The organism is Provencibacterium massiliense (assembly GCF_900169495.1).
GTDB classification, from domain to species: domain Bacteria; phylum Bacillota; class Clostridia; order Oscillospirales; family Ruminococcaceae; genus Harryflintia; species Harryflintia acetispora.
In genome coordinates, this window is sequence record NZ_FWCH01000012.1 from 1,009,488 (window position 1) to 1,035,424 (window position 25,937).

29 protein-coding genes and 1 tRNA gene are annotated in these 25,937 nt (G+C 62.4%); 18 read left to right on the plus strand and 12 right to left on the minus strand.

From position 1 onward, the window contains the following. Nucleotides 1-157 precede the first annotated feature (157 nt). From B5477_RS15220 to B5477_RS15415, 5 genes are all read left to right on the plus strand, one after another. Nucleotides 158-334, plus strand: coding sequence for a hypothetical protein (locus tag B5477_RS15220; RefSeq protein WP_165873088.1), 177 nt, complete (start codon nt 158-160; stop codon nt 332-334). 2 nt (nt 335-336) lie between these two features. Continuing rightward, nucleotides 337-504 (plus strand): hypothetical protein, encoded by a 168-nt coding sequence (locus tag B5477_RS15070; RefSeq protein WP_159448996.1) that lies wholly within the window; start codon nt 337-339, stop codon nt 502-504. 226 nt (nt 505-730) lie between these two features. Next, nucleotides 731-1,702 carry a DMT family transporter gene (locus tag B5477_RS09910; RefSeq protein ID WP_079699539.1) on the plus strand — a complete coding sequence of 324 codons (972 nt, stop codon included), beginning with the start codon at nt 731-733 and terminating at the stop codon, nt 1,700-1,702. Between the two features lie 222 nt (nt 1,703-1,924). After that, nucleotides 1,925-2,785 carry a glycoside hydrolase family 25 protein gene (locus tag B5477_RS09915; RefSeq protein ID WP_159448997.1) on the plus strand — a complete coding sequence of 287 codons (861 nt, stop codon included), beginning with the start codon at nt 1,925-1,927 and terminating at the stop codon, nt 2,783-2,785. An 80-nt stretch (nt 2,786-2,865) separates the two neighbouring features. Beyond that, on the plus strand, nt 2,866-3,840 hold the full coding sequence (locus B5477_RS15415) for a DUF4397 domain-containing protein (RefSeq protein ID WP_143533585.1): 975 nt from the start codon (nt 2,866-2,868) through the stop codon (nt 3,838-3,840). 81 nt (nt 3,841-3,921) lie between these two features. Here B5477_RS15415 and B5477_RS15420 read toward each other — a convergent pair whose 3' ends face one another. Beyond that, nucleotides 3,922-4,050, minus strand: coding sequence for a hypothetical protein (locus B5477_RS15420; RefSeq protein ID WP_278335620.1), 129 nt, complete (start codon nt 4,048-4,050; stop codon nt 3,922-3,924). A gap of 250 nt (nt 4,051-4,300) precedes the next feature. On the opposite strand from B5477_RS15420, the gene B5477_RS09925 reads away from it, so the two are divergent. Then, entirely contained in the window at nt 4,301-4,513 is a 213-nt protein-coding gene (locus tag B5477_RS09925; RefSeq protein ID WP_079699542.1) for a cold-shock protein, read from the plus strand. A gap of 263 nt (nt 4,514-4,776) precedes the next feature. Here B5477_RS09925 and B5477_RS09930 read toward each other — a convergent pair. From B5477_RS09930 to B5477_RS09940, 3 genes are all read right to left on the minus strand, one after another. Further along, nucleotides 4,777-4,853, minus strand: a tRNA-Val gene (locus tag B5477_RS09930). 97 nt (nt 4,854-4,950) lie between these two features. Next, nucleotides 4,951-5,157 (minus strand): hypothetical protein, encoded by a 207-nt coding sequence (locus B5477_RS09935; protein ID WP_079699543.1) that lies wholly within the window; start codon nt 5,155-5,157, stop codon nt 4,951-4,953. Nucleotides 5,158-5,245: 88 nt separating this feature from the next. Further along, nucleotides 5,246-5,848, minus strand: coding sequence for an HD domain-containing protein (locus tag B5477_RS09940; RefSeq protein WP_079700457.1), 603 nt, complete (start codon nt 5,846-5,848; stop codon nt 5,246-5,248). Between the two features lie 297 nt (nt 5,849-6,145). On the opposite strand from B5477_RS09940, the gene galE reads away from it, so the two are divergent. Then, complete coding sequence (gene galE, locus B5477_RS09945) at nt 6,146-7,153, plus strand: UDP-glucose 4-epimerase GalE (protein WP_079699544.1); 1,008 nt, start codon at nt 6,146-6,148, stop codon at nt 7,151-7,153. 76 nt (nt 7,154-7,229) lie between these two features. On the opposite strand, the gene B5477_RS09950 is transcribed toward galE, so the two are convergent. Beyond that, the gene (locus tag B5477_RS09950) at nt 7,230-7,970 is read right to left on the minus strand and encodes an N-acetylmuramoyl-L-alanine amidase (protein WP_079699545.1); all 741 of its coding nucleotides are present in this window, start codon (nt 7,968-7,970) and stop codon (nt 7,230-7,232) included. A 188-nt stretch (nt 7,971-8,158) separates the two neighbouring features. On the opposite strand from B5477_RS09950, the gene iadA reads away from it, so the two are divergent. Beyond that, a complete protein-coding gene (gene iadA, locus B5477_RS09955) occupies nt 8,159-9,280 on the plus strand; it encodes a beta-aspartyl-peptidase (protein WP_079699546.1) in 1,122 nt (373 codons plus the stop codon). Between the two features lie 57 nt (nt 9,281-9,337). Here the strand turns inward: iadA and B5477_RS09960 are convergent, their stop codons facing one another. Next, a complete protein-coding gene (locus tag B5477_RS09960; RefSeq protein ID WP_079699547.1) occupies nt 9,338-9,910 on the minus strand; it encodes a hypothetical protein in 573 nt (190 codons plus the stop codon). 160 nt (nt 9,911-10,070) lie between these two features. Here B5477_RS09960 and B5477_RS15360 point away from each other — a divergent pair, with 160 nt between their 5' ends. Then, entirely contained in the window at nt 10,071-10,766 is a 696-nt protein-coding gene (locus B5477_RS15360) for a YHYH domain-containing protein (RefSeq protein WP_242942180.1), read from the plus strand. Nucleotides 10,767-10,828: 62 nt separating this feature from the next. Here the strand turns inward: B5477_RS15360 and fba are convergent, their stop codons facing one another. From fba to B5477_RS09980, 3 genes are read right to left on the minus strand one after another with little or no spacing between them, the layout of a single operon-like run. After that, entirely contained in the window at nt 10,829-11,692 is an 864-nt protein-coding gene (fba, locus tag B5477_RS09970; RefSeq protein WP_079699548.1) for a class II fructose-1,6-bisphosphate aldolase, read from the minus strand. Between the two features lie 47 nt (nt 11,693-11,739). After that, a complete protein-coding gene (locus tag B5477_RS09975; RefSeq protein ID WP_423241248.1) occupies nt 11,740-12,537 on the minus strand; it encodes a ZIP family metal transporter in 798 nt (265 codons plus the stop codon). A 19-nt stretch (nt 12,538-12,556) separates the two neighbouring features. Beyond that, entirely contained in the window at nt 12,557-13,435 is an 879-nt protein-coding gene (locus B5477_RS09980) for a carbon-nitrogen hydrolase family protein (protein ID WP_079699549.1), read from the minus strand. 189 nt (nt 13,436-13,624) lie between these two features. On the opposite strand from B5477_RS09980, the gene B5477_RS09985 reads away from it, so the two are divergent. The 9 genes from B5477_RS09985 to B5477_RS10025 all read left to right on the plus strand — a co-directional run bounded on the left by B5477_RS09985 (nt 13,625) and on the right by B5477_RS10025 (nt 22,865). After that, on the plus strand, nt 13,625-15,070 hold the full coding sequence (locus tag B5477_RS09985) for a potassium/proton antiporter (protein ID WP_079699550.1): 1,446 nt from the start codon (nt 13,625-13,627) through the stop codon (nt 15,068-15,070). Between the two features lie 399 nt (nt 15,071-15,469). Continuing rightward, on the plus strand, nt 15,470-16,486 hold the full coding sequence (gene aroF / locus B5477_RS09990; RefSeq protein WP_079699551.1) for a 3-deoxy-7-phosphoheptulonate synthase: 1,017 nt from the start codon (nt 15,470-15,472) through the stop codon (nt 16,484-16,486). A gap of 18 nt (nt 16,487-16,504) precedes the next feature. After that, nucleotides 16,505-17,551, plus strand: a complete 1,047-nt coding sequence (aroB, locus tag B5477_RS09995) for a 3-dehydroquinate synthase (RefSeq protein ID WP_079699552.1) — start codon at nt 16,505-16,507, stop codon at nt 17,549-17,551. A gap of 14 nt (nt 17,552-17,565) precedes the next feature. Further along, nucleotides 17,566-18,822: a 3-phosphoshikimate 1-carboxyvinyltransferase gene (gene aroA / locus B5477_RS10000; protein WP_079699553.1), complete on the plus strand. Its 1,257-nt coding sequence runs from the start codon at nt 17,566-17,568 to the stop codon at nt 18,820-18,822. Continuing rightward, on the plus strand, nt 18,812-19,900 hold the full coding sequence (gene aroC / locus B5477_RS10005) for a chorismate synthase (RefSeq protein ID WP_079699554.1): 1,089 nt from the start codon (nt 18,812-18,814) through the stop codon (nt 19,898-19,900). Before aroA ends, aroC begins: the two co-directional genes overlap by 11 nt. Next, complete coding sequence (locus B5477_RS10010; protein WP_079699555.1) at nt 19,901-21,040, plus strand: bifunctional chorismate mutase/prephenate dehydratase; 1,140 nt, start codon at nt 19,901-19,903, stop codon at nt 21,038-21,040. Further along, a complete protein-coding gene (locus B5477_RS10015; protein WP_079699556.1) occupies nt 21,037-21,939 on the plus strand; it encodes a radical SAM protein in 903 nt (300 codons plus the stop codon). The genes B5477_RS10010 and B5477_RS10015 overlap by 4 nt, the downstream gene beginning before the upstream one ends. Further along, nucleotides 21,932-22,360 (plus strand): GNAT family N-acetyltransferase, encoded by a 429-nt coding sequence (locus B5477_RS10020; protein WP_079699557.1) that lies wholly within the window; start codon nt 21,932-21,934, stop codon nt 22,358-22,360. Before B5477_RS10015 ends, B5477_RS10020 begins: the two co-directional genes overlap by 8 nt. 10 nt (nt 22,361-22,370) lie before the next feature. Next, nucleotides 22,371-22,865 carry a DNA-deoxyinosine glycosylase gene (locus B5477_RS10025; RefSeq protein ID WP_079699558.1) on the plus strand — a complete coding sequence of 165 codons (495 nt, stop codon included), beginning with the start codon at nt 22,371-22,373 and terminating at the stop codon, nt 22,863-22,865. Nucleotides 22,866-22,911: 46 nt separating this feature from the next. Here the strand turns inward: B5477_RS10025 and B5477_RS10030 are convergent, their stop codons facing one another. The 3 genes from B5477_RS10030 to B5477_RS15075 form a co-directional block, all read right to left on the minus strand. Then, nucleotides 22,912-23,370 (minus strand): HlyD family secretion protein, encoded by a 459-nt coding sequence (locus B5477_RS10030; protein ID WP_079699559.1) that lies wholly within the window; start codon nt 23,368-23,370, stop codon nt 22,912-22,914. Nucleotides 23,371-23,374: 4 nt separating this feature from the next. Then, complete coding sequence (locus B5477_RS10035) at nt 23,375-25,552, minus strand: peptidase domain-containing ABC transporter (protein ID WP_079699560.1); 2,178 nt, start codon at nt 25,550-25,552, stop codon at nt 23,375-23,377. A gap of 82 nt (nt 25,553-25,634) precedes the next feature. Then, nucleotides 25,635-25,784: a hypothetical protein gene (locus B5477_RS15075; RefSeq protein WP_159448998.1), complete on the minus strand. Its 150-nt coding sequence runs from the start codon at nt 25,782-25,784 to the stop codon at nt 25,635-25,637. Nucleotides 25,785-25,937 lie beyond the last annotated feature (153 nt).

A 25,937-nucleotide genomic window follows, 5' to 3' on the forward strand; every position in this document is an offset into this window, starting at 1 on the left:
TTTGTCAAGAAAGAGGGGCTGCCGCCAAAAATCACCGCCAACTGAATTTTTGAGAGCCGCACGGCAGAAACTAAGGGTGGGAAAATCCCGGATTCCGGCGCGCCGCCCGCCGCAAAGATGGCGGCAGCCGCGCGCTGCGCGGAGAATGGAGGCCCTTATGCTCAAAAAATATCCCGACCTTTACAGCCTGATCGACCAGGAACCCGAAGCGGATCAGTTTTACAATTCCCTGCCCGACTATGTGCGCGAGATGATCAGCCAGCGCGCGACGAGCGTCAATTCGTTCGAAAGCCTGCAAAACTATGCGGACAACCTGCTGCAGGGGGATCGCTGAAGGTGCCGAAGGAATATGACGACCAGCGCATGCACGCATACTTTGCCTCCCTGCCCGCGGCGGTACAGCAGGAGATTCGCCGCTCGGGGGTGCACATCTCCACCCTCGGCGAGCTGCAGCTCTACGGCGAGCATCTGCGCACCCTTCGCGAGTGCGAAAAAGAGGATTGAAGGCGCCGCTTCTTTTTTGAAAACCGGGGATTAACGCCACGCCCCTCCCAAAGTATTGAAAGCTTTGCTTTCAATACTTTTTTTGCGCGGTCCGGAAGCCCGCGGGCCCCTTTTCTTTGCCGCGCAATTGACAGCCCTGTGCGGGCTATTGTATAATGCATCTTGCGGCAATGGCGCCGCAAGATATAAAGATTCTGATAAATTTGAGTGTCAGGTGGGTTTCAATTTGCAGAAGTATAAGGGCATCCTTTTTACCATCCTCTCGGCGACCATCTTCGGCTTTACCCCCATCCTCGGACGGATCACCTACGACGGCGGAAGCAACGGGATCACCCTCACCTTCCTGCGCTCCATCCTGGCGCTGCCGGTGCTCTACTTCCTGGTGCGCCGGCGGGGGCTCTCCATCCGGGTCGCCCCAAGCGAAGTGAAAAAAATCCTTCTCACCGGCGTGGTCGGCTCGGCGCTGACCACCATCCTGCTCTACTCCTCCTATACATACATTTCCGTCGGGATGGCCACCACCCTGCACTTCGTCTATCCGCTGGTGATTTCGGTGGCCTGCGTCGTCCTCTTCAAGGAAAAAATGACCCCCTTGAAAATCTGTGCGCTGGTGCTCGCCACGGCCGGGATCTTCTTCTTCGCCGACAAGAGTTCGGGCGGCTCGGCCATGGGCTTTATCCTGGCGATCGCGTCGGGATTTTTCTGGTCCTTTTACGTCATCTACCTCGATAAATCCGGGCTGAAGAATATGTACTACTTCAAGCTCTCCTTCTACCTGTGCAGCGTGGCGGGGATCACCGCCGGGCTCTTCGGGCTGGTGAGCGGCCAGCTCGCCGTGCTCCAGCTGACGCCCAAGGCGTGGCTGTATTCCTTCATTGTCGCCGTGCTCACCTCGGTGGGGGCGGTCACCCTCTTCCAGCTCGGCGTGCTCTACGTCGGGCCGTCCACCTCGGCCATCCTCTCAACCTTCGAGCCGATCACGAGCATAGTCTGCGGCGTGCTCATACTGGGCGAGTCGCTCTCGCTGCTCAAGATTATCGGCTGCGTGCTGATTCTCTCGGGCGTGATCCTGATCACCCTCTCCGAGTCCAAGAAGTCGCCGCCCGCCGATCCTCCCGCCGAGGACGACACAGACGGCGCCGGGAACGACGCCGTGGAGGTACCGGCATTGGAGCCCCGGCAGCCGCTGGAGCAATAGCGTGTCTTAAGCCTTTTCCCAAAGGACTGAAAGCGTTGCTTTCAGTCCTTTTTTTCATCATCAGGCCCCCGGATCGCCGGGGCTCCCGCTGTCCGCCGCCAAAACCGGCATCCCTTTTTATGATCCGAAATCCACCGCTTTGCATAGGATGGTGTGCCGGAGTTTATCCGCCGGCCCTGCGCGCCAACCGCGCAGGAGACACAGAAAAAAGGATGTGAAAGCTTGCAGGAGATTCCAATCAGCGGGATCGACATCTCACAATATCAAACCTCCCGCGCCAGGATCGATTTTGAGACGGTCTACAGCAGCGGGGTGCGCTTTTGCATGGTGCGCGCGGGCTGGTGCGGCTATGACGGCGGGCTGGCGGCCGACCCGAACCTCGAGGTGACCATCACCGACGCGCTCAAAGCCGGCGTGCAGGTCGGGCTCTACGTCTACTCCTACGCGCGCAGCGAGCAGGCCGCCAGGCGGGCCGCACAGGAGACGATCGCCCTGGCCCGCGGGTACCGGATCAGCTATCCCATCGCCATTGACGTGGAGGACTCGCGTCTGACCAGCGTGCTGACCAAGGAGGAGATCACCGACACGGTAATCGCCTTTTGCAGCGAGGTGGAGCGGCTCGGCTACTATGCCATGTTCTACACCTATTTCTATTTTGCCAAGCTCTATCTCGAGATGGAACGGCTGGACGCCTACGACTTCTGGCTGGCCGACTACACCCAGAAGCCGGACTATCAGGGCGAATACGGCATGTGGCAATACACCGGCAGCAGCGGCACCTGTCCGGGTGTCAAGGGCCCGTGCGACCGCGACTGGGCCTATAAGGACTATGCCGCCATCATAAAGGCGGCGGGCCTCAACGGCCTGTCTCCGATAGAAGGCTCCCCCACCGGCCCCCAGGAGGGAAAGCCGGGCCAGCAGGGGCCTTTCCCGGAGGGCACGCCTCCCGCGCAGCCGCCGGAAAATCCAGGCGGATCAGGATCACAGCCGGATACCCCTTCCGGCAGTCAGGGCACGGGGCTCTTCGCCGCCCTTCGGCGCCTGCTGCTCCGGATCATCAGGTTTTTCCGGCGGTTGTTCTAGTACGCGTTCCCCGCCCGCGGGCGGGGATTTACATAGGTCACAAATACCATTTTTACATAGACCAGGAGGAATCTTTCGTGATGAATCGCAATAACAGGTCATCCTCTTCCCAGCCCGCCGCACGGGATGTTCCAACGACCCCCGTCGCCCCCGAAGGCGGACGTCCGGTCGCTCCGGGCCCCGACGTCCCTGTACCGCCCATCGCTCCCGAGGGCGGTCGTCCGGTCGCTCCGGGCCCCGACGTCCCTGTGCCGCCCATCGCTCCGGAAGGCGGTCGCCCGGTCGCTCCGGGCCCCGATATTCCGGTACCGCCCATCGCCCCGGAAGGCGGCCGCCCGGTGGCCCCCGGTCCGGTCGTTCCAGTGCCGCCCATCGCCCCCGAGGGCGGCCGCCCGGTCGCACCCGGGCCCATCACGCCTCCCACGCAGGGCTACTGCCGGGTGCGCTTCCTGCACGCGGCAGTGGGCTATGCCCCTCTGAACGTGGTCGTGGGCGGAAGGATGATGGCGAACAACCTCACCTTCGGCGAGCTGACGGGCTACCGCAACGTGCCGGACGGCTTTCGCACCGTGGTCGTGCGCTCGGGAAACGGCCTGCTGCTGCGCAAAAATTTCCCCTTCAAGTCCGGGGAGACCATCACCCTCGCCATCGTCAACGCCCCCTCGGGTATCGAGCTGGCGCAGATTAACGACATCCCCTGCCAGAACGTCTCGCGCAGCCTCTCCTGCCTGCGGGTGGTGAATCTCATCTACGACTCCCAGGCGCTGGACATGAACCTCTATGACGGGCGCACCGTCTTTTCCGACGTGCGCTTCAAGGAAGCGACCCCCTTCAAGACCATCCGGCCGGGGCTCTACTTCTTCTACATCACCCCCACCCCGCTCGAGGCGGACATCGAAACGGTGGAGGACATCTCCTCCGACTTCCCCCGCCCTGACGTGCTGGTCTCCTTCGCGGCGGACATCGGCGAACGCTCGACCTATACCGTCTATCTGCTCGGCTCAGTCTCCCCGGATTCCATCCTGAAGGTCCTGCTGGTGGAGGACCCCCGCTGAAGCCTTCCGTCAATGGAATGCGCCCTTCTCAAAGTATGGCAGGCGACGCCTGCCATACTTTGAGAAGGGCGCATTTTCGGCTTATTCGGTGATGGGCTTTGCTTTTTCCTTGGTGTGCTTGGGCTTTCCCTGCAGCTCAGGCACCGGCGGCACCTCGTTTTTCGGAGGCTTGTGCGCGGGAGAAGGCCGCTTCATTCCCTGTTTTGCCATGTCAATCACCTCATCCATTAGGATTTTCCAAAACTTCCGAAATATTACACCGGGCAAAACAGTTGACAAAAGATTTAAAAACTGCTATACTAATCATGTATTCTAAATGTACCAAATGAACTCACATGTTTTTGTAAGTCATGGTCCGTTTCATGATTTACAAAAGCATGTGAGTTTTTCGTTGCCGGTCTTTTCCGTGCACACCAAGTACGTCTCTGAATATGAAATTTATAAACAGGAGGTACCTAACATGAATAAGGGTACGGTAAAATGGTTTAACGCGGACAAGGGCTTTGGCTTCATCTCCAACGACGAGGGCGGCGAGGATGTCTTCGTGCATTTCTCTGCGATCGTCAGCGACGGCTTCAAAACCCTCAACGAGGGCCAGAAGGTCACCTTCGAGACCGAGGCTGATCCGAAGAACAGCGGCAAGCTGCGCGCTGTCAACGTCTGCCCCGCGTAAGACAAGCAATGATTAAGAGCTCCCCCTTAAAAAGGGGGAGCTCTTTTGTCGTTCTTATGACCCTCCTCCCGGTCGGCAGCGGGAAGGGGGTGTTTTGCGCCGCCCGCCCGGAACCGGCTTTGCAAGGAACTCCTTCTTCCCGGCGCACTCCGCTTACGCGCACCGCCCAACGGCCCGGATATTCCGGGAGCAGCCCGGCGGTTGTCCCGGCAGGAAAAAAGGAAAACCGCTTAAACAGCCAAAAGCCGTTTAAGCGGTTTTCCTGGTGGGAATAATTGGGCTCGAACCAACGACCTCCTGCATGTCAAGCAGGCACTCTAACCAGCTGAGCTATACTCCCATCTCTGCGCGATAAATATCGCGAATATTATTTTATCGCATTGTAAGGAAAATGTCAACCTCTTTTTTTCATTTTTCCCGTTTTCCTCACAATTATCTCAGCTGTGCCGGAAATCCTCGACCACTTCGGAAAAATGAATGGGCGAGCATCCGGCCCGATTGAGCAGCCCCGCCAGCGCCTCGAGCTCTAAACGCTCATCGCTCAGGCGGCAAAAACGCGCGCCTCCCTCCTCCTGCAAGCCGTAGCACATCCGGCCGTCCACCGTCTCGCCAAAGACCGAATAGACCGGTTTCCTGTTTTCCATCCGGCATCCTCCTCCAAATGTCCCATTTGTCCTGAGGATACCATAATTTTACAGAATTTGGAATCGAATTGTGACGAAAGGAATTTTTTTACAATACATTCCCATTGATGACCAATTGAAAGTTCATATGGAAGTAATTGGCCGCACGGCGGCAGAGAAGCATCCGCCCGAGAAAAATCTCGAAATAGTCGAGCATGGTCCCGGTCTTGGTGTCGATGGTCAGGTTGAGCGAAAAGAGCTCGTGGCGCAGGTCCACGATCAGCTGGGACTGCTCGACGGCGTAGTTGACCCGGTCGTGGATGTCGAAGGAGGCCTCCAGCTGGTTGCGCACCCGGGAGCGGCGCACGTCGCTCTTGTCCGCGAGGATCAGGGCGGCGGCAACCTCCCCCACCGGCACGGCGGTGCCCTCGTCGTGGTTGCCGATCGCGCCGATCACGATTGCCACCTCCCGCGGGGGCATCCCCAGCTTATTGAGGATGCGGTAGGCCATCAGCGCGCCGCTCTGGGCGTGGTCATTGCGGTTGATCACATTGCCAATGTCGTGCATGAACCCGGCGATCCGCGCCAGCTCGCAGGTGCGCTCGGGATAGCCCAGCGTCTGCAAAATGTCAAAGGCCACCCGGGCGGCCTTGGTCACATGGGCGAAGGAATGCTCGGTAAATCCCTGGGCACTGAGCATCTGGTCCGCCATCTCGATATAGGTGCGGATTTCCTCGTTGCTTTGGATATCGTCATAGACGATCAGATTTTTGTCCAAACCGTTTCTCCCTTTCCGCGGATGGTATCATATAGATGTGACAGCAATAAGCAATCTGTGGTTATTATACCACCCCGGCAGAAAAATTCCCACCCCCGGCGGATGGGCCTCCCGCAAAAGTTGCGAAAAGATGGACAAAAGTTGCAGCACCTCCAAAAACAATTGACGCGGCGGCAGCGGGGAGATATACTGAAATCCGGAAGCAAAACCGATAAGGGAGGTAATATAGATATGGCAGTTTTGGTCACCGGCGGCGCCGGATACATCGGCAGCCACACCGTGGTGGAGCTCCTTAAGGCGGGTTACGAGGTGGTCGTGGCCGACAACTTCTCAAACTCCAAGCCCGAGGCGCTGCGCCGGATCGCGCAGCTCGCCGGCCGCGAGCCCCGCTTCTATGAAAGCGACCTGCTGGACGGGTCGGCAGTCGAACGGATCTTTTCGGAAAACGAGATCGACTCGGTGATCCACTTCGCCGGGCTCAAGGCGGTGGGCGAATCGGTCGAAAAGCCGATCGAGTACTACCACAACAATCTGACCGGCACCCTGGTCCTCTGCGACGTCATGCGCCGCCACGGCTGCAAGCGGATGGTCTTCTCCTCCTCCGCCACCGTCTACGGCATGCACAACACCGCCCCCTTCACCGAGGACATGCCCCTGTCCACCACCAATCCCTACGGCAGCACCAAGCTCTTCATCGAGCAGATGCTGCGCGACGTCCAGGCGGCGGATCCCGACTGGAGCGTCATCCTGCTGCGCTACTTCAACCCCATCGGCGCGCACGAAAGCGGGCTGCTGGGCGAAAATCCCAACGGGATTCCCAACAACCTCTTTCCCTATATCTCCCAGGTCGCGGTGGGCAAGCTGCAAACGCTCAGCGTCTACGGCGACGACTACGACACCCCGGACGGGACCGGCGTGCGGGACTACATCCACGTCGTGGACCTGGCGCTCGGGCACATCAAAGCGCTGGAATACGCGGCCGCCCACAAGGGGGTCGAGGCGATCAACCTCGGCACCGGCAAGGGCAGCAGCGTGCTGGATGTGGTGCATGCCTTCGAGCGCGCCAGCGGCCAGAAAATCCCCTATGAGATCAAGGCGCGCCGCGCCGGGGACATCGCCACCTCCTATGCAAACTGCGACAAGGCCAAGCGCCTGCTCGGCTGGGAGGCCGGGCGCGGCCTCGACGACATGTGCCGGGACGGGTGGGAGTTTATCCGCCAAAACCCCAACGGCTTATAATCTGTTTTCCCTTTTTCCCGATAGAACCCGCACAGGGCCCGCAGCTGTCGCTGCGGGCCCTGCTGCATACCAGGGGTTATTGCAGGTTGATGTACCGGTTATAAGCGAAGCCTACCACCCCACCGTAGCCGACCACGTCCCATTCGCCGATGTCCGAATAGACGGTGATCTGCGCGCCGTCCGGAATGCGGCCGATGACCGCGGCGCCGGTGTTGGGCCTATTGCGGATGTTGAGGTTGGGCCCGCCGGTCTGCACGATCCCGACGCGCTCGGGCTGCGGCTCGACGAAGGGGATGCCGAAATATTCGGTCATCGAGCGCACGATGGTGCGCGCGATGGCGTCGATGTTGTCTTTGATCCATTGGGCGTCCTGCCAGTTGTCGTGGTAGGCCACCTCGATGAGCACGGCGGGCGCGGTGGTGCGGCGCACCTCGGCCAGGGAGGAGGTGGGCAGGGCCTGCACCATCTGGGGATTGGGATAGATCTGCTTAAAGTTGCGCACCAGGATGTCGGCGAAACGCTTGCTCGACCAGTTGCCCGGGCGGTAGTAGACGTCGGTGCCCTGCAGCTGTCCGCTCAGGCTCTCGGGCGAGGCGTTGGAATGGATGGCGACGTGCAGGTCGTAGTTGCCTGCGTTGGACTGGGCGATCGCCTCGAGCAGGGACTGCTCGGTGGAGTTGCGCACATATTGGATCCCGCTCGCGCGCAGGTAGGGGATCATCGCGTCCACGATCAGGTTCATCATCTGCTCTTCGTTGCCGCCGTTGACGTATTGGTTGAACTCCTGCAGGGAGGGGCTCAGATATACCGTAGGCATAGGATACCTCCATCTCTCATTTTGTCGTTTTATCCTATGCCAAAGGGGCAAAAAGGGTGCGCTTCCCGCACTTTTTTAAAAAAGACATTGAATATCCATTGGTCAAAAATTCGGCTGCCGGGCCCGCCCCTCTTGACAAAACCGGTTTCTTCCTGTTTGATAGAGAAAGGAAAACAGGAGGGAAATCTATGCTGCTGATCAAAAACGCAAACGTCTATTCCCCCGCCCCGTTGGGGCTCCGGGATATCCTCATCTGCGCCGGGCGGATCATCGAGCTGCGGGAGGGGATCGACTATTCCCTGCCGCAGCTCACCGTGCTGGACGCCGGAGGAAAGCGGGTGCTTCCCGGCTTCATCGACCAGCATGTCCACTGTATTGGGGGCGGCGGCGAGGACGGCTTCGCCAGCCGGGTGCCCGAGCTGGATATACGCGACTGCATAGGGGCCGGGGTGACCACCCTGTGCGGGCTGCTGGGCACCGACCGGCACACCCGCAGCCTGCACGCGCTGCTGGCCAAAGTCCGCGCGCTCACCCTGGAGGGGATCACCGCCTACTGCCTGACCGGCTCGTACGAGTACCCCAGCGTCACCCTGACCGGCGAAGTCGGGGAGGACATCTGCCTCATCCCCGAGGTGCTGGGGGTGAAGATCGCCCTGTCCGACCACCGCTGCTCCTACCCCACCGTGCAGGAGCTCACCCGCCTTGCCAGCGAGGTGCGGATCGCCTCCCTGACCGCCAAAAAACCGGGGGTGGTGCACATCCATGTGGGCAGCGGCAAGGAAGGGATCGCCGCCGTCTTTGAGATCGTCGAGCGCACCGACATCCCGGTGCGGCACTTTAGACCCACCCACATGTGCCGGCATCTCGACCAAGCCGCCAAGCTCGCAAGGATGGGCGGCTATCCCGACCTGACCAGCGGAGAAGGGGTGGAAACGGCGCTGCTCCAGCTGATGGACTGCGCGCCCTTCGGGCAGGTCACCCTGAGCTCGGACTCGAACGGCAGCGCCCCCATCTGGAACGAGAAAAAAGAAATGGTCGGCATGGGGGTCGGCAGGATGACCACCCTCTATGAGACCGTCCGGGCTCTGATCGGCAAGGGGGTGCCTCTCGAGCGGGCCATCCTGCCCATCACCGAGACTGTGGCGAAAGCCCTGGAGCTCTATCCGCGCAAGGGCGCGATTGCTCCGGGCAGCGATGCCGACCTCGTCTTTTTGAACGACGACCTATCCATCGACACAGTGCTCGCCAAAGGGCAGGTCATGATGAAGGAGGGCGACATCCTCGCCACCGGCTACTACGCCTCCCTCTGAGCCGGCAGCAAAAAGCGCCCCGCATGGATTCCATGCGGGGCGCTTTCGTATTCACGTTTAGCCCTTGGCGATCCGCGCGGCCAGCGCATCGTTGAGCACGGCGTAGACCGACTCGTAGAGGTCCGGGCTGTAGCTTTCACTCTCCAGCGGGTTCCCCGCCTCCTCGAGCCTCGCTTCGATCTCCTCCCCGCCCGCGAGAATCTCGCGCACGGTCTGGTCCACATAGGGCAGGTTGTCTGAAAACAGCCCGAGCGCTTCCCCTGTGAGCGCGGTGAGATAATTCTCCGCCCCGGTTTCCAACGCCTGCTTTTGCGCCGCGTTGTAGCTCTCCGAGAAGTCGAGGAGCTTCGCCGCCACGATGACGATCTTCAGCGAGCTGCCCGCCGTATCCGGCTCGTATTGGGCGATGGAATCCAACACTGCCTTCAGCGCCGCCTCGTCCACCGGCTCGCCGCTCTCCCCCTCGGGCGAGGGATCAGCCTCTTTTGCCTGCGAGGACTCCTGCTGCGAAGCCTGAGAGCTTTGCGGCAACGCTTCCTCACTGCTCTGCGCCCCTTTCTCCCTGGCGCCGCAGCCGCTCATCGCCAGCAAGGCGGCGCAAATCAGCGCAATCCATCTGCCTTTTATCATACAAAAATCCTCCCTCGGTCAAAGCCCTTATCGAATGATTTATCTTAGCATTTTTTTGCCCGTTTGGCAATAACGGCTTGTACACGGCCGCCGCGCGGTTCGACCGTATTCGACATGCAACCGGTTATCTTCGCACTATACTGAGGGTGAGGTGATTGTTTTGAAAAGATTATTCTCTGTTCTGATCGTTTTATGTCTGATTACCACCAGCGCCTTTGCACACTCGGGACGCACCGACAGCGCCGGCGGGCACAAGGACAACAAGAATGTCAGCGGGCTCGGGCCCTATCATTACCATCACGGCTATCCGGCCCATTTGCACACAAACGGGGTCTGCCCCTATGAGACGCCAGTCTCCCCCGCCCCGGAGGCTGCCCAAGCGCCAAAAGCCGCTCAAGCGCCAGAAGCCGCCCAAGCGCCAGCGGCCGCCCAGGCGCCAGCCGCGCCCGCTGCGGGCGCAGCTCCCTCCGCACCTGCCGCGCAGACAGAGCGGGAAAAGGCCGAGTTCCTGGACGCCTATATCGCCATCATCGTCGACGGCGGGAAGGAGTACCACACCCTCGACTGCCCCGTCTACGCCGAGGGGGAAGACTTCATCGCCTACAACGTCTCCAAGGCGCAGAAGCTGGATTACACCCCCTGTGCAAAATGCCATCCCGCTGCTGCGGCGAAAACCGACCGGGAGAAGGCCAAGTTCCTGGACGCCTATATCGCCATCATCGTCGACGGCGGGAAGGAATACCACACCCTCGACTGCCCCGTCTATGCCGCCGGGGAAAACTTCTGCGCCTACAACGTCTCCAAGGCGCAGAGCCTGGAATATACCCCTTGCGCCAAATGCCACCCCGCCAACTGAACCCGCAAGTAAACAAAAAACAGGCTCCCCGCTTGGGGAGCCTGTTTTTTGTTCTGTTTCTCTTACGCCTTGCCGACGCAGCCGAAGAGCTCCATCTTCTCCTTGACGGTGGCCTTGATGGCCTCGACGCCGGGAGCGAGCAGCTTGCGCGGGTCAAAGCCCTTGCCCTGCTTGTCCTTGCCCTCTTCGATGTACTTGCGGGTCGCGGCCGCGAAGGAGAGCTGGCACTCGGTGTTGACGTTGATCTTGCTGACGCCCAGCGAGATCGCCTTTTTGATCATGTCCGCCGGGATCCCGGTGCCGCCGTGCAGCACGAGCGGCATACCGTCGGCCGCCTGCTGGATCTTGGCCAGCGCGTCGAAGTCCAGGCCCTTCCAGTTGGGAGGATAAACGCCGTGGATGTTGCCGATCCCCGCGGCGAGGAAATCGATCCCCAGATCGGCGATCATCTTGCACTCGGCGGGGTCCGCGACCTCGCCCATGCCGACCACGCCGTCCTCTTCGCCGCCGATCGAGCCGACCTCGGCCTCGATGGACATGCCATTGTCATGCGCGAGCGCGACGAGCTCCTTGGTCTTTTCGATGTTCTCCTCAATCGGGTAGTGGGAACCGTCGAACATGATGGAGGTGAAGCCCGCCTCCACGCACTTCTTGCACCCGTCGTAGGTGCCGTGGTCGAGGTGGAGCGCCACCGGCACGGTGATCCCCAGGCTCTCGTCCATCGCCTTGACCATCTCGGTGACGGTCTTGAAACCGCACATGTATTTGCCCGCGCCCTCGCTGACGCCCAAGATGACCGGGGCCTTCAGCTCCTCGGCGGTTTGCAGCACCGCCTTGGTCCACTCGAGGTTGTTGATATTGAACTGGCCAACCGCGTATTTGCCTTCCTTTGCCTTTTTGAGCATTTCTGCAGCAGCTACTAACATTTTACAAATCCTCCCGCTTATAAGATGGTTTCATTATACACCAAAGCCTATCCGAGCGCAACATCCAGGATCATCATAATCAGGAATCCCGTCATCACCCCGGCGGTCCCGATGTGCGAATGCTCACCCAGGTGCGCCTCGGGGATCAGCTCCTCGACCACCACGTAAATCATCGCCCCCGCCGCGAAGGAGAGAATCCAGGGCATGATCCCGGCGACCTTGGCGGCCACCAGCACGGTGAGTACTCCGGCGATCGGCTCCACGATCCCCGAAAGGGCCCCATAGACGAAGGAACGGCTCACCGAAAGCCCCTCCCGGCGCAGCGGCAGGGAGATGGCCGCGCCCTCGGGGAAGTTCTGCAGCCCCATGCCGATGGCCAGCGCCATGGCACCCGCCAGGGTAGTGGCGCCGCTCCCCTGCGCGGCCAGCGCGAAGGCCAGCCCCACCGCCATCCCCTCGGGGATGTTGTGCAGCGTCACGGCGAAGACCAGCATGGTGGTGCGCCGCAGCGAGGAGGGCAAGCCCTCGGGGGTATCGGAATCGGGATGCAGGTGGGGAAGCAGCCGGTCCAGCAGCAGCAAAAAAAGCCCGCCGAGCACAAAGCCTCCCGCCGCCGGCACCCAACCGGGGAGAGGGCCGCCCTCGGCCATCTCGATGGCCGGGATCAGCAGCGACCAGACCGAGGCGGCGATCATCACCCCGGCGGCGAACCCCAGGAAGCTGCGCTGGAACTCCTCCCCCGCCTGCTTGCGGAAAAAGAAGACCATCCCCGCGCCCGCGGCGGTCGCCAGGAAGGTAAAGCCGGTGCCCAGCAGCGCCAGCAAAACCGGATTGTAGGTTGTCAAGATAATTCCTCCTTCTGTCTTAAGGGCATTGCGTCCGGTTGTCCCGCCGCACGAGGGGCTTTGGGGGCCTCGCCTCCAAAAGGCTTGGGTAGGCGTAGGTCTTGCGGTAGGCCCCTCCCCAGACCCTGCGCGCGCGCCAGGCGCGGATCGCCTCCAGGTCGAAATCCGCCAGCACCAGCCCCTCGGCACGCTCCCCGGCCATGGCGAGGGTATTGTCTATATAATGCCCGGTTTCGCTGTAAACTATCGGGCTGAAGGCGCAGGAGCATCCCCAGCCGAGGCCGGGATAATTGGCCATCGCCACCCCGACCATGTTTTCAAACGCGCGGGTGCGCAGCTGGCCGAGCCGCAGCGGATCCATCGCCCCGGCGTTGGGCACCACGATCAGCTCGGCCCCCTTAAGCATGAGCTCCCTTGCGCTCTCGGGGTACTCCCGGTCGAATCCGGTCATCACCCCCAGGCGCACCCGGCCCCCCTCGAAGGGGAAGTCGCAGACGGCAAACCCCTCCCCCGGCTCGAGCGTGCGCTCGGCGGAAAAATCGCAGGTATGCACCTTGGCGTAGCGCATGAGGATTTCCCCCGTGGGGGAGATGACGACCGCCGTGTCCTGCGGCAGCTTCTTCCCCTTCGAGAGGCAGGTCGCCACGATCCCGAGCCCGAGGCGCCGCGCCTCCTCCTGGAAGGAGCGCATATACGCCCCATGCTCCAAGAGCGGGCGGCCGAACGGGACCTCATAGCCGCTGGACCAGATTTCGGGGAACACCACGAGGTCGGCCTTCTTCTGCCCGGCCGCCCGGCAGCACTCCAGCCCCAGCTGCAGGTTTGCGTAGGAGTCCCCCCGCACCGCGCGGCGCTGGACCAGTGCGACCCGCAAAGGCCTGTCAAACGGCTCCCTCATCCACCGCTCCTCCTTTCTCCGGGATTGGCGTCAAGGCTTAAATATCCATTGTTCCCCATAAGGATACCACATTTTTATGTTTTTTTGAATCGGCTCCTCATTTTTTGATTGTCTGTGCGCGCTTTTTCCTGTAAAATAATGATATATGTCCTGTTCCGCCCGAGACTGACACATCAGAAGGAGGCCGATATGCAACAGATTTTAATCGGCGGCGCAGTGGTGCTCCTGCTCTGCGTCGCATCCAGCAAGCTCTTCTACCGCCTAGGCGTGCCCAGCCTGCTGATCTTCCTGGTGCTGGGGATGCTCTTCGGCTCGGACGGGATCGGGGGGATCTGGTTTTCGGATTTCGAGCTCTCCCGCCAGCTTTGCTCGATCGGGCTGATCTTCATCATGTTCTACGGGGGCTTCGGCACCAACTGGAAGGCCGCGCGCCCAGTGATCGGCCCCGCGGTCGCGATGTCCACCCTCGGGGTGGTGCTCACGGCGCTGCTCACCGGATGGTTCTGCCACTTCCTCTTCGGGGGGAACATCTGGCAGAGCCTGCTCATCGGCTCGGTCGTCGCCTCGACCGATGCGGCGTCGGTCTTTGCCATCCTGCGCTCGCGCAAGCTGGGGCTCAAGGGGGGCCTCGCTTCCCTGCTCGAGATCGAAAGCGGGAGCAACGACCCCTTCTCCTATATGCTCACCATGGTCATGATCACCTTCCTGACCGGCGAGGGCAGCGGCGGCGGGATCACCCTCATGCTGGTGCGCCAGCTCGCCTTCGGCCTGGCGCTGGGGGGCCTTCTGGGGCTGGCGGCGGTGTTCGTGCTGCGCCGGATCAACTTCGAGATCGACGGGCTCTATCCCATCTTCGTGGTGGGGGTGGTGCTGCTCGGCTATGCGCTGTGCGAAACGCTGGGCGGGAACGGGTATCTCTGCGTCTACCTCATCGGGCTGATCGCCGGGAACAACAAGATTTTGCATAAGCGCTCTCTGGTGCACTTCTTCGACGGGGTTTCCTGGATCATGCAGATCATCCTCTTCTTTACCCTGGGGCTGCTCTCCTTCCCCTCTCAGCTGCCCTCGGTCATCCTGCCCGGGGTGTTGCTCTCCCTGTTTATGATCTTCGTCGCGCGGCCGCTCGCCACCTTTTCGATCCTCTCCTGGTTCAAAATCCCGCTGCGGCAGCAGCTCCTGGTCTCCTGGGTGGGGCTGCGCGGCGCGGCCTCGATCGTGTTCGCCATCTATGCGGCCTCGATGGGGCTGAGCCTCGGCACCGACATTTTCCATATGGTCTTTTTCGTCGCCCTCTTCTCGGTCAGCGTACAGGGCACCCTGATCCCCTGGGTGGCAAAGCGCCTCGGATTGGTGGAGGCCGAGAGCTCAGTGCTCAAAACCTTCAACGACTATGAGGAGGAGGGCTCCACCCAGCTGCTGGAGTATGAGGTGAAGCACGGCAGCCGCTGGAAGGACCAGACTCTGATGGAGGCGGACATCCCGCAGGAAATCCTGGTGGTGATGATCAAGCGCGGGGGCGAGGTGATCATCCCCAAGGGTTCGACCACCATCCGCGAGGGGGACGTCCTGGTCCTCTGCGGGAAGGAACTCGAGCCCCTGCTGCAGCAGGCGCAGACCGAGCAAAATCCATCTTAGTTTTTAGTAAAATAAGAAATTTCTGATCAATCTGACGAAAAACGCTTCACTCCCCTTGACAGCCAAAGGGTGGTTAAGGTATGATAAGCACCATAAATCAGAACACTCATCATGCGAGGAGTTTTCCAGTATGGCAGTTACTTGTGCAGCAAACAACAAATTTTTCTTTTACTTTAGCCAGGGCTATTTCTTTAGCGCCGGCTTTTTTTGCTGCGACAAATTAAATAAACTGCCAAAGACCGCTTCACTGCCCGCCTAAGGGGCAGCAGGAACCACCCGTGCACACAGGCCGGTACTTTTGGTAGCAAAAGTACCGGCCTTTTTGTTTGTCTTTGCAGCTTTTTGCTAACCGGTGGCGAAAGGCTCAAAAATATAGTAAACTGTTTGGAGGAAACTATCATGGTCGTCATTCTCAAAAATAACATACAGCAGGACAAGCTCGACAATTTTATCCAATGGCTGAGCGATCAGGGGATCGAGGCGCGCCCGACCAAGGGGCTGCACACCACCATCCTGGGGCTGGTGGGCGATACTGCAAAGCTCGACCTTGACACCATCAAGGCGGTGAGCATCGTCGAGGACGCCATCCGGATACAGGAGCCCTACAAGAATGCCAACCGCAAATTCCATCCGCTGGATACGGTCGTACAGATCGGGGAGCTCAAGATCGGCGGGGGCAACTTCCAGGTGATCAGCGGCCCCTGCTCGGTGGAGAGCGAGGCGCAGATCACCGAGGTGGCCGACCGGGTGCACAAGGCCGGCGCACGCCTGGTGCGCGGCGGCGCCTTCAAGCCCCGCACCTCGCCCTATGCCTTCCAGGGCCTGCGCGCCGAGGGGATCGAGCTGCTGCACGCGGCCAGGAGAAAGACCGGCATGCCGATCGTCACCGAGGTCATGAGCGCCTCGCACCTGCCGCTGTTCGAGGACGTCGACGTCATCCAGGTCGGCGCGCGCAACATGCAGAACTTCGAGCTGCTCAAGGAGCTCGGGAAGCTGAGAAAGCCCATCCTCTTAAAGCGGGGGCTGGCCAACACCATGGAGGAGCTCCTCATGAGCGCCGAATACATCATGGCCGGGGGCAACATGAACGTCATCCTCTGCGAGCGGGGGATCCGCACCTTCGAGACGGCCACGCGCAACACCCTGGACATCTCGGCGGTTCCCATGCTCAAGAAGCTCAGCCACCTGCCGGTGGTGGTCGACCCCAGCCATGCGGCCGGGATCAACTGGATGGTCGAGCCCCTTTCGATGGCCGCCATCGCGGCCGGCGCGGACGGCCTGATCATCGAGGTGCACAACGACCCGCAGCACGCCCTCTCGGACGGCCCGCAGTCGCTGACCCCCGACCAGTTCGACGAGCTCATGCCCAAAATCAAGTCGATGGTAAGTTTCATGGGCAAGAAAATGGCCGACTAAGTAAGGAGTGAACCCCCTATGCCAACCATCACCGTCCATACCGCCGCCCCCTATGATATTTTGATCGGCCAGGGGCTGCTGCTAAGCGCCGGGGCGCGCATCCGCGCCCTGCGCCCGAAGGCCAAGGCCGCGGTCATCACCGACGATCGGGTCGACGGCCTCTACGGAGCGGCACTGATCCGGTCGCTGGAAAGCGCCGGGATCGAGGCGGTTAAATTCGCCTTCCCGAACGGCGAGGGCAGCAAGAACCTTTCCACCATGCAGGATATCTACCGCTTCCTGAATGAAAGCGGAATCACCAGGAGCGACCTTCTCATCGCCCTGGGCGGCGGGGTGGTCGGGGATGTGACCGGCTTCGCGGCAGCCAGCTGGCTGCGGGGGATCGACTTCGTGCAGATCCCCACCACCTTCCTCGCGATGATCGACTCCTCGGTGGGCGGCAAGACCGGGGTGGACACCGCCGAGGGGAAAAACCTGGTCGGCGCCTTCTGGCAGCCGGTCCTGGTGCTCTGCGACAGCGCCACCCTCTCCACCCTGCCGCAGGAAAACTTCTGCGACGGGGTGGCCGAGGCCATCAAATACGGGGCCATCTTCGACGAAGCTCTTTTCGGCCTGTTGGCTTCGGGAGCGGTGAAGGAGCATCTGGAGCAGGTCATCTGCCGCTGCGTGGACCTCAAGCGCGAGACGGTCGAACGCGACGAGCGGGACACCGGGCTGCGGCAGCTTTTAAACTTTGGACACACCCTGGGACACGCCATCGAAAGGCAGAGCGGCTACGCCGTCAGCCATGGGCGCGCGGTCGGGATCGGGATGGCCGAGATCACCCGGCGCAGCGAGGCGCTGGGCCTCACCGCGCCCGGCAGCGCCGCCAAAATCGAGCGGGCGCTGGCCGCCTACGGGATGGCCGACCGGTACGACGGGAACCTCTGCGACCTCGTGCCGGCCATGCTGGGCGACAAGAAGCGCCACGGCGCGAGCCTTACCTTCATCCTGCTCGATAAAATCGGGCGGGCCAGGCTGCACCCGGTCCCGGTGTCCGAGATCGGCCCGTTCATCGGGGCATAGGGGGAACAAAACATATGGATATAACCATCACCCCGCACCGCCTTAGGGGGACGCTCGAAGCGCCGCCCTCCAAGTCGGCGGCCCACCGCGCGCTGATCTGCGCCGCGCTCTGCCGGGAAGGGGAAAGCGTGCTGCACGGTCTCTCCCCTTCGCAGGACATCCTCGCCACCCTGGGGGTACTGCGCGCGCTGGGGGCAAAGATCGACCTTTGCGGCGGTACGGCCCGGGTGACGGGGATCATTTCCCCGCCGCAGGGCGCCGCCTGCGACTGCCGCGAGAGCGGCTCGACCCTGCGCTTTCTGCTGCCCGTGGCGGGGGCGCTCGGGGTAAACGCCACCTTCCTTGGCGCGGGCAACCTCCCGCAGCGGCCCTATTCCCTGCTGGCGGGACAGATGGAGCGGCACGGCGCCGCCTTTTCACGCAGCAGCGGCATGCCCTTCTCGGTCATCGGGCGGCTGCGCCCGGGCTGGTACGAGCTGCCGGGCGACGTCAGCTCGCAGTACGTCTCGGGGCTCCTCTTCGCCCTTCCGCTGCTGGAGCGCGGCAGCGACATCGCCTTGAGCACTCCCCTGCAGTCCGCCGGATACGTGGAGATGACCGTCGCCGCCCTGCGCCGCTTCGGGGTCGACATCGAGGCGCGGCCCTACGGCTGGCACATCCCCGGCCGCCAGCGCTACCACAAGCGGGAGGAGACCATCGAGGCGGACTACTCGAACGCCGCCTTCTGGCTGAGCGCCGGGGCGCTGGGCTCCCCTGTCGCGTGCGCCGGGCTGGACCCGGACAGCCCTCAGGGGGACCGGGCGATCGTGAGGCTGCTTCAAGGCTTCGGGGCAACGGCCGGGGGGGACGATCCCCTCTCGGTGCAAGGCGGCCGGCTGCACGCATGCAGAATCGACGCCTCGCAGGTACCCGACCTGGTGCCCATCCTGGCGGTGGTCGCGGCGCTGAGCGAAGGGGAAACCCTCATCGAAAACGCCGGGCGGCTGCGGATCAAGGAATGCGACCGCCTCGCGGCGATGGCCGACTGCCTGACCAGGCTGGGCGCGAAGGTGTGCGAGGGGCCCGACTATCTGCGGATCAGTGGCGCTCCCGCCCTGCGCGGGGGCGAGGTCAGCGGCTGGGGGGACCACCGGATCGTGATGGCCTGCGCCATCGCCGCCACCCGCTGCGAAGGACCCGTGACCATCCGGGGAGCGCAGGCGGTGGAAAAGAGCTATCCGGATTTCTTCACCCATTATCGAAATTTAGGAGGGAAAATTGATGTCCTCTAGCTGGGGAAACAAGCTGAAGCTGTCCATTTTTGGGGAGTCGCACGGGCCGGGGATCGGCGCGGTGCTCGACGGGCTGCCCGCCGGGGAGCATATCGACATGGACGAGCTGTTGGCCTTCACCGCCCGCCGCGCGCCGGGGAAGGATTTGACCTCCACCCCGCGGCGGGAGCAGGACCTCCCCCGCTTTCTGAGCGGGATATTGGAGGACACCACCTGCGGCACACCGGTGTGCATCCTGATCGAGAACACCGACACCCGTTCGGGGGACTATCAGCGCACCGCCGCCCTCGCGCGGCCGGGGCACGCCGATTTTACCGGCTATTTTCGTTACCAGGGCTATGGCGACATCCGGGGCGGCGGACACTTTTCCGGCCGCCTGACCGCCCCGCTGGTGGCCGCCGGGGGGATCGCCAAGCAGATCCTTTCCCGCTACGGGGTCGAGGTGGGGGCGCACCTCTGCGCGGCGGGGGAGATTCAAGACGACCCCTTCGACCCGGTAAACCTGAAAAAGGAGGAGCTGCTGCTCCCGGGCTCGCGGCCCTTCCCGGTGCTCAGCGAGGAGCGGGGCAGGCAGATGCGGGACGAAATCGAGCGCGCGCGCCTATGCTGCGACTCGCTGGGCGGGGTGGTGGAATGCGCCGTCCTCGGGCTGCCGCCCGGGCTCGGCGACCCGATGTTCGGCGGGATCGAGAACCGCCTCTCTTCGATCCTCTTCGGCATCCCCGCCATGAAGGGGGTCGAGTTCGGCGAGGGCTTCGGCAGCGCCAGGCTGCGCGGCTCCCAGAACAATGACCCGTTTTACATGGACGGCGAATGGGTGCGCACCCGCACCAACCGCCACGGCGGGATTTTGGGGGGAATTTCCTCCGGCATGCCCATCCTCTTTCGCTGCGCCATGAAGCCGACCCCCTCGATCGGCCAGGAGCAGCAGACGGTCGACTACATCCAAAAGAAGGACGCCACCCTGCTCATCAAGGGGCGGCACGATCCGTGCCTCGCTGTGCGCGCCGTCCCCTGCGTCGAGGCGGCAAGCGCGCTGGCGATCCTGGACCTATTATTGGAAAGCGGGGTGCTCTAGATGGATTTGGAGGCGTTGCGCGGCGAGATCGACGAGATCGACAGCGAGCTCGTGCGCCTTTTCTGCCGCCGGATGGACACGGTGCGCGCGGTGGCGCAGTACAAGAGTGAACATGGCCTGCCGGTCTTCCATCCCGAACGGGAACGCAAGGTGATCGAAAAGGTCAGCGCGCGCGCCGGCAAAGAATACGGCACCGGCGCCGGGGTGCTCTTTCAGACCATCATGGACATCAGCAAGAGCTACCAGCATATCCAGCTGAGCGGCGAACGGGGCGCCCGGCTGCGCGCGCAGATCGGCGCCGCACTGGGAGGCGGCGCGACCCTGCCGAAGAAGGCCAGGGTCGCCTGTCAGGGGGTGCCGGGCGCCTATTCCCACGAGGCGGCACGGCAGATGTTTCCCTCCCCCGACCTTTCCTTCTGCGGGCAGTTCGAGGACGTGTTCGAGGCGGTGCGCAGCGGGGAATGCGACTATGGGGTGCTGCCGATCGAAAACTCCAGCAACGGCAGCGTGACGCGGGTATACGACCTGCTGCGGGATTACCAGCTCACCATCTGCCGCTCGTATAAGCTGCCGGTCAACCACTGCCTGCTCACATCGGGGGAAACCGATCTTTTGAAGCTGACCGATATTTACTCGCATGAGCAGGGGCTCGGGCAGTGCTCGCAGTTTTTGCGCCAGAACCCGCAGCTGCGCGTGCACGTCTACCGCAACACCGCCGCCGCGGCCAAGTTCGTCGCCGAGAGCGGCAGCGCTACGGCCGCCGCAATCGCCAGCGAGGAGTGCGCCAGGCTCTACGGCCTGACGGTGGCGGCGCGGGACTTTCAAAATGCCAGGCAGAATTTTACCCGCTTCATCTGTATGAGCCGGGAGCTGATCATCGAGCCGGGAGCGAATAAGATCAGCCTGTCGCTGACCCTGCCGCACACCGCCGGGTCGCTCTACCGGCTGATCAGCCGGTTCGCGGCACAGTCCTTAAACCTCACCAAGCTCGAGAGCCGTCCGCTGCCGGACACCGACTTTGAGTTCCTCTTCTACTTCGACTTCGAGGGCTCGGTGCGTGAAAAGCCGGTGCTGGACCTGCTCTGTTCATTGCAGGAGGAGCTCGGGCACTTTGAATTTTTGGGGAATTATAAAGGATGAAGGAGACGTTTACCTGCTCGCTCTGCCCGCGCCGCTGCGGCGTGCAGCGCACGGCACATGCGGGGGAAGGAGTTTGTAGAGAGGGGACCCTCCCGGTCCTGGCGCGCGCGGGCGTGCACGAATGGGAGGAGCCCTGTATCAGCGGGACGCGCGGCTCGGGGACGGTGTTCTTTTCGGGCTGCGCGCTTCGCTGCGTCTTCTGTCAAAACCATCAAATCAGCGCCGGGGGGTACGGCGCCGAGGTTTCCGTCTCCCGGCTGCGGGAAATCTACTTCGAGCTGATCGCAAAAGGGGTGCACAACATCAACCTCGTGAACCCCACCCACTTTGCCCACGCCGTGATCGAGTCGCTGCATGAACCGCTCCCCGTCCCGGTGGTCTACAACTGCGGCGGATATGAGCGGGCGGAGACTCTGCGCGCCCTGGCGGGCAAGGTGCAGATCTACCTGCCCGACCTCAAGTACCTCGACCCCGCATTGGCCGCCCGCTACAGCGGCGCGCCGGACTATCCCGGGGTTGCCAAGGCCGCAATCCTCGAGATGGTGCGCCAGGTGGGCCCCTGCGTCTTCGACGACGAGGATATTTTGCAGCGCGGGGTGGTGATTAGGCACCTGGTCCTGCCCGGAGCAGTAGACAACACCCTGGACGTGATTGACTGGGTGAACGAGACCTTCGCCCCGGGAGAGGTGCTCTTCAGCCTGATGAGCCAGTACATCCCCTGCGGGGAGGCGGGCCGCTTCCCCGAAATCGACCGGACAATCAGCGAGGAGGAATACCGGCGGGTGGAGGACTATCTCCTCTGCTGCTCTCTGGAGGACGGATATTTGCAGCAGCGCAGCGCGGCAAGTGACTGCTATATCCCGCCGTTTGACTTGGAAGGAGTGCTGAAAAATGAATAGGTATCGCTGCGTGGTGAGAAAGGGGCTATGTGGGATCGAGGACACGATGGCCATCCGGGTGCGGGTATTCCACGACGAGCAGGGCTTCACCGAGGTGATCGACGAGACTGACCCGGTGGCGCACAACATCGTGCTCTACGACGGGGAGCGCCCCATCGCCACCGGACGTCTCTTCCCCTACCGCGACGGGATCTACAAGATCGGCCGGGTGGCGGTCGAGCAGGAATACCGCCGGGGAGGCACCGGCCGCGAACTGATGGCGCAGCTCGAGGCGCTGGCGCGCAGCCTCGGTGCACAGGCGATCCAGCTCTCGGCCCAGGAGGGCGCGGTGGGGTTTTATGAGCGGCTGGGCTACGCCGCCTTTGGGGAGTGGTACATGGACGAGCACTGCCCCCACCGGGACATGACAAAGACGCTATAGGGAGGGCCAAATGGAGACGATCCTTCACCCCATCGAGCCGGTGTATGACGCGCGCTCCCGCATTTTGATGCTCGGCAGCTTCCCTTCCCCCAAGTCCCGGGAGTACGGCTTTTACTACGGGCACCCGCAAAACCGGTTCTGGAAGGTGCTCAGCCGCATTTTGGAGGAGGAGCCGCCGCAGGACAACGAGGAAAAGCGCCGGCTGCTGCTGCACCATCACATCGCGCTCTGGGACGTGCTGCATTCCTGCAAAATCAAAGGCGCAGCGGACGAGAGCATCGCCGACCCGGTCCCCAACGACATGGGACGGATCCTGGGGGTGGCCGACATCCAGGCGGTCTTCACCACCGGCGGCGCCGCCACCCGGCTGTTCCGGCGGCTCTGCACGCCGCAGTGCGGGATCGAGTCGATCCCCCTCCCCTCGACCAGCCCGGCCAACTGCCGGCACTATGACCTCGAGCGGCTGGTGGAGGCCTACCGGGTCATTCTGGAATATCTGAAATGAACGGGCAGCCACCCGGCCGGGTGGCTGCTCGTTTTTCAACTATAGATTAGCCCATCTTTTCAATCATCCACCTCAGCACGCTCTCCTGCCCGCAGGAGAGGCTCGCCTGCAATGTCATCCCCTGCCGCGCGCCCTGCGGCAGCAAGCCGCCGAGGGCCACTCCGGCGGCGTAGCGGCGCTCCTCATCGGGCGCGTCCGAGATGTCCTCCACCTCCCCGATAAAGGATTGGCCCGGGAAGGCATCGAACTCCACCGTCACCGCCTGGCGGGGGTGGGCGCGCGCCACCGCAGTCTGCGGCAGATAGATCTGCACCTGTCCGTTCGGCATGAGTTCGCCTGGGACCCGGACGGTCTCTTCCACCTGCACGAGGCAGGCGTAGGCGAATGCCCCCGCCAGCAGCAGCGCCAGCGCCAGGACCATGAAGGGGATGACGCGCGGCGGGCGGCTCTCCAGCAGCTCGCGGCTGTCGGTATATTCCGCAAACGTATATTCGATCACCTTCATGCGCTCACCCCTCCCCCGCGCCGGCCGGCTGCAGCATCTGGTTTTGCCAGAGGGCGCGGTATTTGCCCTCCACCGACATTAACTCGTCGTGTGTGCCGCACTGTACCACCCGTCCCCGGTCCAGGACATAGATCCTCTCGCAATGCATGATGGTGCTCAGGCGGTGGGCGATGACCACGGTGGTCACCCGTTTGGGGAGCGAGGCGAGCATCCCGGCGATCGCCTGCTCGGCGATGGAATCGAGATGACTGGTGGCCTCATCCAGGATCAGGAGGTCCGGCTCCCGCAGCAGCGCCCTTGCAATTGCCAGGCGCTGCTTCTGGCCGCCCGAGAGATTGGAGGCGCCCTCCTCGAGCAGGGTGTCGTACCGGTCGGGCAGCCGCTCGATGAATTCATCCGCCCGGCATCTTCGGCAGGCGGCGATCACCTCTTCCAGGCTCGCCTGCGGCGCGCCCAGGCGCAGGTTTTCCAAGATGGTGCCGCTGTAGAGGAAGATGTCCTGCGGGACGTAGGCGGTCCTTTCGCGCAGCGCGGCGAGCGAGAGGTCGCGGATGTCGTATTGACCGAAGCGGATTTCCCCCTGCGCGATGGGGTAAAGTCCCAGCAGGAGCTTACAAAGCGTCGTCTTGCCCGAGCCGCTCTCCCCCACCAGCGCGACCCGCTCCCCGGCGCGGATGTCGAGGTCGATCTCATGCAGCACCGGCTCGCGCAGCCCGTAGCCAAAGGTGAGCGAACGCACCGAAATATCGGTGCAGAGGCTTTCGGGCACACATTTGCGGCGGTCCGCGCCGGTCAGCTCGGGGGTTGCTTCCAGCAGCTGCCCGAGACGTTTGGCGGCGACCACAGCCGCCTGCATTTCGGGCTGCAGGTCGATCAGGTTTTTGATCGGCTCCAAGAAGAAAAGGAGCAGCGCGTCGAAGGTGAGCAGCGCGCCGAAGGTCATCTCCCCTTGCAGCACCAGCAGCGACCCGGCCCAAAGGATTACCATCCCGCCGACCAGGGAGACCCCGCCGCTGAGGGTTTCCTGCAGGTTCTCGCACCGCCCGGCGCGAAAGATGCTGCGCAGCATCCGCACAAACTTCTGCTCGGTCTTCCCCGCCACCTTCTCCTCGGCCCCGAAGGCCTTGACAGTCTCGATCCCGTCGAGCGACTCGACGAGATAAGAGGTCAGCTGGGCATTGTCCTCCATCGCCTGCTCGTTGGCGCGGCGCATGGCGGGGCCGAGCGCCAGCACCAGCGCGGCATAGAGCGTCACGATCAGCACTGAGATGAGGAAGAGGCGCGGGCTTTGCCAATAGAGCAACACGGCGCCGCCCGCCGCCATCAGGGTGTCGAGCAGCAGCGTGATGGCGGCACCCGAGACCGCCTCGCGGATTTTTGAGGTGTCCTGCAGCCGCGAGATGATCTCACCGGTACGCCGGGAGCCGAAGAAGCCCATCGGCAGGCCCAGCACATGCTGGTAGCTGCCCAGAATCAATGGGATGTCCAGCCGCTGGCTGAGATAGAGCATGAGGTGCCCGCGGCAGCCCTCGAGCGCAACGCGCAACAGGTAGAGCGCCAAAATGCCGATGGACACCGCATGCAGCGTCCGCGCCGCGCCGAAAGGGATGATCGCATCCATCAGGAATTTGTAGTAAAAGGAGGCGCCGATCCCAAGCAGGGTGATCAGCAGCGAGGCGAGCAGGATCAGGCCGAGCAGCTTGCGCTGCGGGGCCAGCAGCCGCAAAAACTGGCGGAACACGCCCTTTTCCCGGTTGCCTCGCTCAAAGCCGGCCGAGGGGGCCAGCAGAATGAGCGCGCCGCTCCACCCGTCGAGAAAGTCCTCCAACGGCTGGCGCAGCAGCCCCTTCGCCGGGTCGGCCACCAGCACATGCCGCCGCCCCACTTGGTGGAGCACCACATAGTGCCAGACCCCCTCCGGGGTTTTGACGTGGGCGATGGCCGGGAGCGGAAAGCGGCTGCGAAGCGCTCCAGCGTCCCCGCGCACCGCCTTGGCGAAAAGGCCCAGCTCCTTTGCCGCCGCCAACAGCCCGGCGGCGCTGGTGCCCTGCCGGTCGGTGCAGGCGGCCTCGCGGATTCGGCCGATCGGCATCTTCAGCCCATATTGCCGGCAGACGGTTGCCAGACAGGCCGCGCCGCAGTCGGTCACATCCTGCTGCCGGATGCAGTAATAGCGCGCCATGCTTCCCTCCCCTTTCCACTAAAAAGATAGAGCCACCCTTTGGGGTGGCTCTATCTCATAAGGGATGTAAAGAAGCCGCAGACTAACGGACTTTAGAGGTTTTCTTGGGTTTACTCTTGAATTTATGGCCAGATTTTATTGTTCCTCTAACATAAGAACCGCCGCCATTGATCGAATCAAGCTCTTTCTTCGAGGAAATTTCCTCAAACAGGCCAATCGTCTTTTTCTCCATGTTGTCTGATCTCCTTTTTTATTCCGTATTTGGGCAGACATTGCACCGCCTACCAGAATAACCAAAGGAGCATAATCCCTCAATTGATTTTGCACACCCCGCTTCTTTCTCAGCGAAGCTTCTCCGGGCTCCAAAGCCGCAATATTATTTTTA